Raw genomic sequence first — 11494 nt, 5'->3', positions numbered from 1 at the left:
CACGGATGAAGCGGGTTGCCGTCCCCTGCCGCGCGCAGCAACAGGGGACGGCAACGGGCTTACAGGCGGTCTGGCTGCCAGTAGGTGGGCTGACCGTAGAAGTCGTGCACCTCGCTGGCCCACGTCGCATCCGCCATTCGCGGCCAGTAATCCTTGTCGAAGCCGGGTGCGCTCTTCAGGCGTTCGGCGTCGACGTCCAGCACAAAGCACTTGCGGTCGATGTCCAGCGTCAGCGCCGCCCACGGAATCGCGAAAAGCCGGTCGCCAATGCCCAGGAAGCCGCCCGACGACAGCACCGCGTAGGCCACCCGGCCGCGCGGCACGTCGATCATGATTTCCTGGATCGTTCCCAGGTCTTCACCCCGGCGGTTGACCACCTTGTCGCCCTCGAGCGTGCTTGCGGCCATGACTTGCGGCCCCGGTCCGTCGGGCTGCAGGGGCTGCTCACCGACGATGGCCTGGCCGTCGGCACGGCCCGCCTCGCCACGACCGGCGGAAGTCGCATCAGCCATTCTTCGGCCCCCCGCGGGAACGCGACGGAGCGGACGCTCCAAGCGGTTTCGGCGCGGACGTGCGCGGCTCGGACTCCAGGCCGTCGGTGGCCTGGGCCGGGATCGGGCCGGAGCGCGGCGCAACGCGAATGCGGTTGTCCACATCCTTCACGCCCCAGCAGTTGTCGGCGGCATCCTCAATGGCATGCTTCATGTAGCGGTAGGGCACCGTACCTTCCAGCGACACGCAGCCCTCGCTCACGTTCACCTCGACATCGCTGACCTCCAGCACGTGCTCGCGCGCCAGAGTCTCGCAGATGTGCTCGCGAATGCGCTCGTCGGAACGGCTGTAACCGCGCGGCCCCTTGCGGTCGCGCGGCACGTCGTCCCAATTGCGGTCGGCCGGGTTATCGCCGTAGCCCTGCGACCACCACGCGCTGCGGTTGGCGCCCGGGGCATCCTGGTCATCGCCCCAGTGTCCCGGCTGAGTACCGCTGCGCAGCCGGTCGGAATTGAGGCCGCGCCGGTTGCTCTCGATCGAGTCCCGGCCGCGCTCGAACGGGTCGCGGCCATAGCCCTCGCGACCGTAGCCCTCGCCGCCGCGCCGGCTCATCTCTTCGTCGCGGTAACGTCCTCGCCCGTCGGGCCAGTTTCGCTGGGCACTGTGCCGGCCGCTGCTTTCGCCGGCGTGGCGGAAGTCCTCACTACCCTGTTCCGCCCAACGCTCGGACGGCTGGCCGTAGTCCGGATCACCGCCAATGCTGCTCGCACCGGCCTCGTCATACATGGGTTCGCCCTGACCGCGGTAGGGCGTGGACTGCGGATATCGGTTTCTCATGGTGATGTCCTCGTGTCTGGGTTCGTCAGCGCACCGGCAGCTCCGCTGCCGCCGGGGGGAGTACCGGGAGAGCCCCGTCGCCCCGCCGGTCGCCTTCACGCTCGCAATCGGCGTGCCTTGGCCGGCCAGACGCAGCGGTCTGCGCTGCTGCCGGGCACGCAAGCCGGGTTGGCAAGAATTACAGCGGCGTGTAGTTCTTCCCCGCGGGCGCACGACTGCGCCCGCGGGGAAGACACGCTGATCAAGGAAACCAACAAAAGGAGAGGTGCAGAGTCAGGACAGGTGTGCCGCCGACCGCAACAGGTCGGGCGTCGGCGTTTCGGCGTGCGCGGGTCTGCCCAGCGCAATGAGCAGTGTGTCGATCAAGCGGTCTTCCTGCACGGGCTTGCCAACGCGCGACTGGAAGCCGGCCTCGATGAAGCACTCGTTCGCGATGTGCGTGAAGGCGGTGCAGGCAACGGCCGGAATGGCCGGGCGGCGGTCGCTCGCCCGCAGCTGCCGCAATACGGCAAATCCGCTGCTGCCCGGCATCGCGACATCCAGCAGCAGTACCGCCGGCATGGGGATGACCGCGTCGCTGTTCCACATCTCCAGCAAGGCCTCTCCGGAACCGAATTCCTGCACCTCGGCGCCGGCGTTGACCAGCATCAGGCGCATGACCTCGCGCGCGCTCTGCTCATCATCAACCACCAGCACCATCGCTCCGCGCAGCGGCAAACCCACCTGGCGTCCCGAGTCGGAGTACCCGATCCTGCGTGCCACGCCGCCCTTGGCGCGCGGCAGGGTCACGCTGAAGGACGCGCCCTGATGCGTGCCGGGGCTGCTCGCGCTCACGCTGCCGTGGTGCAGCTCAACCAGATTGCGCACCAGCGCCAGACCGATGCCCAGGCCCAGATAGCAGCGCGTCATGGAGGTGTCCGCCTGGCTGAAACGGTCGAACAGATGTGGTACGAAATCCGGCTCGATGCCGATGCCGTTGTCGGTCACCGTGAGTTCGACCTGCTCCTCGGTCTGCTTCACGGAAACCTCCACCGTGCCGTGCTCGGGAGTGAACTTGATGGCATTGGAAAGCAGGTTGCTGACCACCTGCTGCAAGCGGTCGAAGTCACCTTCCACCGGCACCATGGTGTCCTCGCACACGATGCGCAGTTCGATCTCCTTTTCCTTCGCCAGATCACGTGAGCTGTCGAGCGCGCCCGACACGACATCGGCCAGGTTCAGGCAGTAGAGATTGAGTTCCAGCTTGCCGCTGATGATGCGCGAGCTGTCGAGCAGGTCATCGATCAGCCGGGTCTGGTGATCGATGTTGCGCTTGATTGCAGCGGCCGCGCTTTTCACCAGCTCGGGCTCCAGCTCGGTCGCGCCCGCCAGGATCTGGCTCCAGCCCTTGAGCGCGTTGAGCGGTGAGCGCAGCTCGTGCGACACGATGGCCAGGAATTCATCCTTGGCGCGGTTGGCGCGTTCGGCCTCGCCGCGCAGACTGTGCTCGGCCATCAGCAGCTGCTCCAGCTCCACTTGCGCGCGCTTGCGCTCTGTGATGTCCATGGCCACGGCCACCACGCCGAAAACGTGCTCGTCTTCCTCTCGCAGCGGCGATTTCGTGACCAGATAGGTGCGCGTCACGCCGCCAACCGTGCGCCGCTCCTCCACAATCAGCGAGCGGCCGGTCTCGATCACCCGGCGGTCGTGCTTGATCGACAGGCGCGTCTCGGCGGTAAAGCCCAGAACGTCCTCCTCGCGCCGTCCGACAACTTCCTCACTGGTCAGTCCCATCACTTCCAGCGCGGCGGCGTTGACCATGATGATGCGGCCATCACGCCCCTTGGCCATGATCAGTTCCGGCGTGGTGGCGGCGATGGTGCGCAGCAGCTCGGTGCTCTCACGCAGCACGCTCATCGTCTCGTCGAGTGCCTGCGTGCGCTCGGCCACGCGCTGGTCGAGCGCCGCATAGGCCTCGCGCTCGGCGTGTGCGCGGGCGCGGTCGATGCTGACGTCCCGCAGCACCAGCACGCCGCCGGTCAGGCGGTCGCTGCTGCCGACAATCGGCGTTGAGGTCACTTCGACCGCACGCAGACGGCCATCGCGGCGGAGCACCGCCGGCTCGCCGGCCAGCGCGCGCGCGAAGCCCCCGCTGAAAGCGCGGTGCAAAGGCGAACCGAGTGGGGTGCCGGTGACTTCATCGACCAGCATCAGGACATCGCCGATGTCCTGCCCGATCGTGTCGGCGGCCTCGACCTCGAGCAGTTCCTCGGCGGCGCGGTTGAGAAAGCTCACACGTCCGGCGTCGTTCAGGCTGATCACGGCATCACTAATGCTGGCGAGTGTCGCCTGCAGCCAGCGCCGCTGATTCGCTTCGCGGCCTTCGGCGACGGAGCGCCGATGGTTCATTTCGTCCAGCCGGCTGGACGTCCACAAAATCAGCAAGACACAGGCGCCGATGCCGGCCACCGTCAGAGCGCCGGCGCTCTCGATGCCCTCGAACCAGCCGGCGCGCACGCCCAGCCCCTGCACCCAGGCAGCCAGCAGCGGCAGGCACACCGCCAGCGGAACCAGCCGACGCGCGATGACGGCGCCGGGCGAATCGTTCTCCAGCAGTTGCAGCAAGCGCGAGGCAGGGCGCGTCAGCATCAGGCCGACACTGGCAGCCAGCAATCCCAGCGCCACCGGCAAGGCCATGCCCAGCGAAGGCACCGCGACATCCAGTCGAACGAGGCGGAAGGTCAGACCCACCAGCGCGACCAGCGCGATGCCGCCGACCATGGCTCCGAAATACTGCGCCCACTCCCAACTCCGCTGTCCTGGCAGTGTGGCCAGCAGGAGGGCTGCCGCCAGGATTACGTAACAGGACGCGGCACCGACGGAAGTGGGCGGCCAATCCAGCCACGGCATCTGGAAGACTCCCGCGGCACCGCGAGCCGACCACCAACCTTCTTCCAGCGCGATGCCGGGAAGCGCGATCACCAGAATAAGCAGTGCGCACAACCGTACCGCCCAGCGCTGCTCATGCGCCTTGGGGCTGGCCAGCATGCGCAATGAAATGGTGGCGGCGAGCAACACCGCCACGCCACTGAGCATGATCGGTCTGGCCTCGGTGCCGAGGGTGGTCAGCGCTGGCACGCCGGCAAGCCAGCCGATCACCCCCAGCAAGGCCAGAAAGGCCACCAGCGCGCTGGCGCCCGCCACGCTCGAGCGCAAGCGGGCAGACCAGACTTCCGAAGCATTAAGAGTCGAAGGCGCTGGGATGCCGGCAATCACGGCGCGGCCTCCCTGGCGCGCCACGGCACGCCGCCCACCTGCCTGCGTTGGGCGGGGCCCTTGCGGGCGTCCTGCGGCTGAACGCCGCAGACCTTGGAGGGCGCGACGCAGGCAGGCGAACCATTGCATACCTGCATCACCGGCGGGTCCTCAGCGCGACAGCAGCCGGCTGAGCAGCAAGCCGACGCCTACCGCGACCGCTACTGAAGCCAAGGGATGATCACGCACGCAGTCACGCATTTCCTCGGTCCACAACTGACGGCGCGCCGACAGTTCATGCGCCAGTTCCTGACTGCGGGCGCTCGATTGACGCAGCGCTGAAGCCGCGCCCTGCTGCGCACGTTCCGCCGCCTGACGGGCCCCTACGGACAGATGCTCCAGCTTGGCGGCGCCCTCTTCGGCCACGTCTGCAATGCGCTTTCCCGTACTTGTACTCATGTTCTCGTCCTCCGTTGACTTCAAGCCCGGCGCGTTCGCGCCGCTGCCGGCGTGGGCGGAACACGCGGCCGGCAGCTGCTGGCCGGTCGCAATTGTCGTGCCCGCCCCTGAGGCCACTGCCACCACGTCGCCGGATGCTGCCACCGTGGTGATCGCCTCGCCACGTGCTCAAGCCGAAGAGCCAAGGCGTCCGACCCTGCGGCCGGAAAGAGCTACTCCCTGACTGTAGCAATTACATGGACAGGCGCCTGCTAGCCTCCGGGCGCGTCGGCCCGCTCTGGTTCGTCCTGCAACTCGTCGTCCTCTTCGTCTTGTTCCTGCTTGCCGGCGTTATAGACAGCCAGTCGGTTGTACAAGGTCTTCAGACTGATTCCGAGCATCTCGGCGGCCTTGCGCTTGACGTTGCCGCACTCCAGCAACGTGGCCTCCAACACCCGTCGGTTGACCTCTTCCAGCGGCGTTCCGACGCGGATCGTGAGGACCGTGCTGTGCGCCGGCTGCAGAAAGCTCTCGGGCGCCAGATCCGCCTCGATGACCTCGTCGGCAAGAATGTAGGCGCGGTGTACGTAGTTCTTCAGCTCGCGCACGTTGCCCGGCCAGCTGTGGGCGTAGAGCGATGCAACGGCCTCGGGCGCGAAGCGCTTTGTAGTGCCTTCCTGCTCGTTGAGCTGGGCGAGGAAGTGCTCGGCGAGCAGTTCGATGTCGGTGCCGCGCTCGCGCAGCGGCGGCAACTGGATGGGAAAGACGTTGAGGCGGTGGAAGAGGTCTTCGCGCATGCGGCCTTCGGCCACCGCCTTTTCGGGCGAACGGTTGGTAGCGGCAATCAGCCGCACGTCCGTGGCGATGGGTTCATTCGTGCCCACGCGCATGAAACTTTTTGTTTCAAGTACGCGCAGCAGTTTGACCTGCAGGTCCACCCGCATTTCGGTGACTTCGTCGAGAAACAAGGTGCCGCGGTGGGCGCGCTCGAAAAAGCCCTGGTGCTGGCGGTCGGCGCCGGTAAAGCTGCCCTTTTCGTGACCGAACAGCTCGCTCTCGACCAGTTGCGGCGAGACGGCCCCGCAGTTGAGCGGCAGAAACGGCTGGCGTCTACGCCGGCTCAGTTCGTGAATGGTCTGTGCCACCACTTCCTTGCCGGTGCCGCTCTCGCCCATCAGCAGCACCGAAGCCGAGGTCGGCCCGACCCGCTTGATCTGGTCGTACACGCGCCGCATGGCCGGCGAGTTGCCCATCATTTGGCCGAAACGGCCCAGTCGCAGCAACTCGTCACGCAGCTCGCCGATCTCTTCGCGGTAGTGCTCCACCTTCGGAACCCGCTGCAGGATGCTGCGCAGGCGTTCGACGTCGACCGGCTTCACCAGATAGTCAGTGGCCCCGAGTCGCAGCGCTTCCACCGCACTTTCCAGACTGGCGTGACCTGTTACCACCACCAGCTCCGGCGAGTCGCCGTCTTCGAATTCATTGATCAGTTCGATGCCTTGCCCGTCGGGCAGCATCAGGTCGGTGAGGATCAGCTCGGGGCGCGACCGCGTCAGCTGTATACGCGCCGTCCTCAGCGAATTCACGGCGCTGACGGAATACCCCAGACCGCCGATGAATTCCTTCATCCAGGCGAGCGCCTCGGCGTCATCGTCAACGAGAAGTACTTGCGGCATATCGGCTCCCTTTCACGCATCCCTGCGAAATATGTCTGAATGTTATCCGCAGGCGGAGCAGCACGATGGATGCAATTTGTAATATTTTCGACGGCTTTGTGTGCACTTACTAAGAAAATAGGTCCTTAACCTAAAAATGACAACGCGCTGCTGCGCCGCGACCGGCGGGGCATTGCCCCCGAGGTTAACCGGGTCGACGGCTGCTGCAAACACAAGTTCATTGGTGCAACGGCCCGCCGACCGCGTCGGCGCTGTGACCACACATTAACGGCGGGAATCAGCGCCGCGCCGGGGCGATACGCGTCCGACAAGGGATATGCGGACGGGCTTGCCAGCGTTGGCGTCGCATCCGGCGCGTGGGCAAGCGCGCGCGGCGTGATACACCGCGAGTCAGCGGGAAGCGCGGCATGAATACGCTGCAGACACCCCGCGCCGGAGGGATGCCCTCGCCGCCCAGCGGGCGACCGGTGGGCTCCCACAGCAGCAGCCCGACCACGCTTCCCACCAGCAAGCCTACCGACGCACCGCCGGTCATCGCCCCCAGCCCCCACCAGCCGCCAAGCAATACACCGGCGAGCGCGCCGATGAAGGCGCCGCGCAGCACCTCGGCCCCCAGCGTGGGCTGCTCGGCACACAGCCGACAGGCGATCTCCAGCACGACACGATTCCAGGACAGACGAGGCTTCATGCCGCTGCTGCAAGCAGCCGGCGTGCCCTGTCCACGTTCGGAGAGCCTCAGTAATTTTTCTCTGCTTCATGACGAAGTTACACGCCGGCCGCCCCGCGGTTGCGCCGCGCTAGGAGGCATCCGCCGGGCACATCGCTTGCGTAGGCAGCAGTCACCCAACTTCCTTGACGCAGGTTTCCATGAACATCGCACTCATCAGTGAACACGCATCTCCGATGGCCGTTCAAGGTGGCGCCGACAGCGGTGGCCAGAATGTTTACGTCGCGTACGTCGCGCGCGAGCTCGGTCGGGCCGGACACAGCGTGGATGTGTTTACGCGCCGCGATGACCCGGCTCTGCCGCGCGTCATCGATTTCGCGCCGGGCGTGCGGGTATATCCGGTGCCGGCAGGGCCGGCAACGCCGCTGCCCAAGGAAAAGCTGCTGCCCTTCATGCGTCAGTTCGGCGAGCGCATCGTCGAGCATTGCGCCCAGGCGCCCCGCCCCTACGACGTCGCCCACGCCAACTTCTTCATGTCCGGCCTGGCCGGCCTGCAGTTGCGCGAAGCCTTCGGCGTACCGCTGGTAATCACCTTTCACGCATTGGGCAAGATCCGCCGACAGCACCAGGGCGACGCCGACACCTTCCCCGACAGCCGACTGCACATCGAGGAAATGCTGGTGACGTGCGCCGACCGCATCATCGCCGAGTGCCCGCAGGACCGCGAAGATCTGGTTTCGCTCTACGGCGCCGACGAGAAGCTGATCGAGACCGTGCCCTGCGGCGTCGATCTCGACGAACTGGGCCCCGGCGACGCCGGCATGCGCGAGCGCCTGGGCCTGGCCGCGGAGGATTTCGTCGTCCTGCAGCTGGGCCGGCTGGTGCCCCGCAAAGGCATCGACAACGTGGTGCTGGCGCTCGGCGAACTGCGCCGCCGTCACGGCGTGCGGGCGAAGCTGCTGGTGGTCGGCGGCGAATCTGCCAATCCCGACGACGGCCGCACCCCCGAGATCAGCCGCCTGCGGGCAATCGCACGAGCCGCCGGCGTCGAAGCGCAGGTGCATTTCACCGGCCGACGCGAACGCTCGACGCTGCGCGACTACTACGCCGCGGCCGACGTGTTCGTGACCACGCCCTGGTATGAACCTTTCGGCATCACTCCGCTGGAAGCCATGGCCTGCGCCCGTCCGGTGATCGGCGCGGCGGTCGGCGGCATCCGCCACACGGTGGTCGAAGGCACGACCGGCTACCTCGTCCCGCCGCGCGACCCCGTCGCGCTGGCCGACCGCCTCGCCCTTCTCCACAGCGACCCGGAGAACGCGCGTGCGCTCGGCCTGGCCGGCATGCGGCGAGTGCGCCGCAACTTCACCTGGGAGCGCGTTACCGCGTCCCTCATCGGCGTCTATAGCGGCCTGCAGCAAACGCGGGCCGTTCAACTCACGGAAAGGATGACAGCTCAATGAATTCAGCCCCTCCTCTACTGTCCGGCAAGATCGCTCTCGTCACCGGTGGTGCCCGTGGTCTGGGCCAGGCCATTTGTGAAGCACTGTGCGAGGCCGGCGCGCGTGTCGTCGTGGCCGACGTGCGTGCCGACCTCGCGGCGCAGGTCGCCAGAGACCTGACCGAACGCGGCCACGAGGCCCTGCACTGCGCTGTGGATGTCGGTGACGAAAAGCAGGTGAGCGACTGCATCAACACCACCCACGAACGCTTTGGCCCGATCGACATCCTCGTCAACAACGCCGGCGTCGACTACACCGTGCCGCTCGACGAACTGGAAGTCGAGCAGTGGGACCACGTCATGTCCACCAACCTGCGCGGCCCCTTCCTGCTCACCAAGTACGCGGTCGCGCAGATGCCGTCAGGCGGCGGGCATGTCATCAACATTGCCTCCACCGCGGCCAAGCGCGGCTGGCCCAATGCCTCGGCCTACCACGCCAGCAAGTGGGCGCTGCTCGGCTTCTCGCACGCCCTGCATGCCGAGCTGCGGCCGCAGGGCATCAAGGTCACGGCGGTAATCGTCGGCGGCATGCGCACGCCCTTCCTGCTCGACCGCTTCCCCGACATCGACCCGGAAGTGCTGCAAGACCCGCAAAGCGTGGCCGAAGCCGTCGTGCATGTATTGACGCTGCCGGCCGGCAGCGTCGTAGGCGAAATATCGGTCTTGCCGATGAGGGAAACATCATGGCCGTGAGCGAAGCGGTCGTACCGCCGGCCGTCAGGCCGCGCACGCGCGAACGGGCGCCGGCCATCTTCATCGACAAGGACGGCACACTGGCCCACGACGTCCCCTTCAACGTCGACCCGAGCCGCCTGCGCCTGCGCCACGACGCCGGTCCGGCGCTCGCGCACCTGCAGCGCGTCGGCTACCGCCTGGTGTTGATCACCAACCAGTCGGGCATTGCCCACGGCATGTTTGACGAAGCCGCGCTGCCGCCGTTATGGGCCGCCATCGCCACGGCGCTGGCGCCGCACGGCGCCGTGCTAGACGCCATCTACTACTGCCCGCACCACCCCGACGGCAGCGTCAGCCAATTCGCGCGCAGCTGCGACTGCCGCAAGCCGGCGCCGGGGCTGCTGCTGCGGGCAGCGCGCGAGCACGGCCTCGACCTCAGCCGTTCGTGGTTCATCGGCGACATCCTCGACGATGTCGAGGCCGGTCATCGCGCGGGCTGCCGCTGCGTGATGCTCGACGTCGGCAACGAGACCGAATGGCGCGACTCGCCGCTGCGACGTCCGGACCGCATCGCCGCCAGCTTCACCGAAGCGGTTGCCGACATCCTCGCGGCGCCGGGCGCGAGCCGCGCCCGCACGCAGGCGGAGGCGTGGATACGTTGAAGCCCGACGACGACTCGCCGCCGCATGACGGCGTCACCGACACCCCCCCACCAGCGCAGCACTCCGTGACGCGTCACGCCGCGCCGTCGCGGGCGTGGCGTCAGGCGCGGCGCATTCTGGCGGTGCGCCTGGACAACCTCGGCGACATCCTGATGACCACACCGGCACTACGCGCACTGCGCCAGGCCGCAGCCGGACGCCACATCACCCTGCTGGCCGGCGGCGCCGGAGCGGCGCTGGCGCCGTATCTGCCGGAGGTCGACGACTGCATCACGGCCGCCTTTCCGTGGCTGCCGGGCGACAAGCTCAGCCCCGACAGGCTGGCCGCCACGGCGGAGCGGCTGCGCGCCGGCTGCTTTGACGCGGCGGTGATCTTCACCGTCTACAGCCAGAGCGCGCTGCCCGCCGCCTTGCTGTGTTGGCAGGCCGGCATCCCGCTGCGGCTGGCCTACAGCCGCGAGAACCCCTACCAGTTGCTGACCGACTGGGCCGACGAAGTCGAACCGCACGAGCTGCTGCGTCACGAGGTGCGCCGCCAGCTCGACCTCGTGGCACGTGTCGGCGCCCGCCCGGACGATGATCATTTGTCCTTCGCGGTGCCGGCGCGCGAGCGCCGCAGCGCACGAGCCAAGCTGGCCGAGGCCGGCATCGACCCCGACCGCCCCTACGTGGTGGTGCACCCGGGCGCCAGCGCGCCCAGCCGGCGCTACCCGCCGGTGCTGTTCGCCGCCGCCCTCAGGCAGCTTGCCGCGCTGTCGGCCGGCCAGGCGCCGCAACTCGTGCTCACCGGTGACGACAGCGAAATCGCCCAGGTCGAGGAGATCCGCCTGGCCGTCGGCACCGCCGCCTCGCTGGCCGGACGGTTGCGTCTGGGCGAACTCGCCGCAGTGCTCGACGGCGCCGCGCTGCTGCTGGCCAACAACACCGGGCCCGTGCATCTGGCCGCCGCGCTGGGCACCCCGGTGGTGGACATCTATGCCCTCACCAACCCCCAGCACGCTCCGTGGAAAACCCCGGCCGCGGTGCTGTACCACGACGTGCCCTGCCGCTACTGCTACCGCAGCGCCTGCCCGCAAGGCCATCACGCGTGCCTGCGCCTGCTCGAACCCGAGCGCGTGGCCGCCGCGGCCCGTCGGCTGCTCGACGAAGCCGCCGAATCGGTCGCAGTAGTGGCCGTCCCGGACGGCGGCTAAGCCACACGGAGCGCAGCTTGACCACGCCCGTCGCCAGCCACCACCTCGTTCCATCGAAAAAGGCCTGCGCGCGCTCCCCCGTCGCGCCGCGCTGCCGAACGCCCTGAACCTGCACGGAG

10 protein-coding genes are annotated in these 11494 nt (G+C 67.7%); 4 read left to right on the top strand and 6 right to left on the bottom strand.

Annotation, left to right across the window (positions count from 1 at the left end):
- Positions 1–59 precede the first annotated feature (59 nt).
- From AC6H0N_RS05835 to AC6H0N_RS05810, 6 genes are all read right to left on the bottom strand, one after another.
- Positions 60–512 (bottom strand): PRC-barrel domain-containing protein, encoded by a 453-nt coding sequence (locus tag AC6H0N_RS05835; RefSeq protein WP_497573124.1) that lies wholly within the window; start codon positions 510–512, stop codon positions 60–62.
- The gene (locus AC6H0N_RS05830; RefSeq protein WP_497573123.1) at positions 505–1329 is read right to left on the bottom strand and encodes a BON domain-containing protein; all 825 of its coding nucleotides are present in this window, start codon (positions 1327–1329) and stop codon (positions 505–507) included. The genes AC6H0N_RS05835 and AC6H0N_RS05830 overlap by 8 nt, the downstream gene beginning before the upstream one ends.
- Positions 1330–1602: 273 nt before the next feature.
- Positions 1603–4584 carry a hybrid sensor histidine kinase/response regulator gene (locus tag AC6H0N_RS05825; RefSeq protein ID WP_497573122.1) on the bottom strand — a complete coding sequence of 994 codons (2982 nt, stop codon included), beginning with the start codon at positions 4582–4584 and terminating at the stop codon, positions 1603–1605.
- 150 nt (positions 4585–4734) lie between these two features.
- Entirely contained in the window at positions 4735–5022 is a 288-nt protein-coding gene (locus tag AC6H0N_RS05820; RefSeq protein ID WP_497573121.1) for a glycine zipper domain-containing protein, read from the bottom strand.
- 251 nt (positions 5023–5273) lie between these two features.
- A complete protein-coding gene (locus AC6H0N_RS05815) occupies positions 5274–6677 on the bottom strand; it encodes a sigma-54-dependent transcriptional regulator (RefSeq protein WP_497573120.1) in 1404 nt (467 codons plus the stop codon).
- Between the two features lie 277 nt (positions 6678–6954).
- Positions 6955–7365, bottom strand: coding sequence for a hypothetical protein (locus AC6H0N_RS05810; protein ID WP_497573119.1), 411 nt, complete (start codon positions 7363–7365; stop codon positions 6955–6957).
- A gap of 179 nt (positions 7366–7544) precedes the next feature.
- Between AC6H0N_RS05810 and AC6H0N_RS05805 the strand changes: the two genes are divergently transcribed.
- Genes AC6H0N_RS05805 through AC6H0N_RS05790 form a run of 4 tightly spaced genes read left to right on the top strand, consistent with a single transcriptional unit; the run spans position 7545 to position 11375 of the window.
- Entirely contained in the window at positions 7545–8807 is a 1263-nt protein-coding gene (locus tag AC6H0N_RS05805) for a glycosyltransferase (protein WP_497573118.1), read from the top strand.
- A complete protein-coding gene (locus tag AC6H0N_RS05800) occupies positions 8804–9538 on the top strand; it encodes an SDR family oxidoreductase (RefSeq protein ID WP_497573117.1) in 735 nt (244 codons plus the stop codon). Before AC6H0N_RS05805 ends, AC6H0N_RS05800 begins: the two co-directional genes overlap by 4 nt.
- Positions 9529–10182, top strand: coding sequence for a D-glycero-alpha-D-manno-heptose-1,7-bisphosphate 7-phosphatase (locus tag AC6H0N_RS05795; RefSeq protein WP_497573116.1), 654 nt, complete (start codon positions 9529–9531; stop codon positions 10180–10182). Before AC6H0N_RS05800 ends, AC6H0N_RS05795 begins: the two co-directional genes overlap by 10 nt.
- Positions 10170–11375 (top strand): glycosyltransferase family 9 protein, encoded by a 1206-nt coding sequence (locus AC6H0N_RS05790; RefSeq protein WP_497573115.1) that lies wholly within the window; start codon positions 10170–10172, stop codon positions 11373–11375. Before AC6H0N_RS05795 ends, AC6H0N_RS05790 begins: the two co-directional genes overlap by 13 nt.
- Positions 11376–11494: the final 119 nt, after the last annotated feature.

This window comes from Pseudazoarcus sp. NS34 (assembly GCF_059703725.1).
The sequence above is the reverse complement of the archived record's forward strand: the minus strand, read 5'-3'. Positions and strand labels throughout refer to the sequence as shown.

Bases quoted from the DNA above. Each gene is read 5' to 3' on its own strand.
- AC6H0N_RS05835 (WP_497573124.1), bottom strand. From the start codon at position 512: ATGGCTGATGCGACTTCCGCCGGTCGTGGCGAGGCGGGCCGTGCCGAC.
- AC6H0N_RS05830 (WP_497573123.1), bottom strand. From the start codon at position 1,329: ATGAGAAACCGATATCCGCAGTCCACGCCCTACCGCGGTCAGGGCGAA.
- AC6H0N_RS05820 (WP_497573121.1), bottom strand. From the start codon at position 5,022: ATGAGTACAAGTACGGGAAAGCGCATTGCAGACGTGGCCGAAGAGGGC.
- AC6H0N_RS05815 (WP_497573120.1), bottom strand. From the start codon at position 6,677: ATGCCGCAAGTACTTCTCGTTGACGATGACGCCGAGGCGCTCGCCTGG.
- AC6H0N_RS05810 (WP_497573119.1), bottom strand. From the start codon at position 7,365: ATGAAGCCTCGTCTGTCCTGGAATCGTGTCGTGCTGGAGATCGCCTGT.
- AC6H0N_RS05805 (WP_497573118.1), top strand. From the start codon at position 7,545: ATGAACATCGCACTCATCAGTGAACACGCATCTCCGATGGCCGTTCAA.
- AC6H0N_RS05800 (WP_497573117.1), top strand. From the start codon at position 8,804: ATGAATTCAGCCCCTCCTCTACTGTCCGGCAAGATCGCTCTCGTCACC.
- AC6H0N_RS05795 (WP_497573116.1), top strand. From the start codon at position 9,529: ATGGCCGTGAGCGAAGCGGTCGTACCGCCGGCCGTCAGGCCGCGCACG.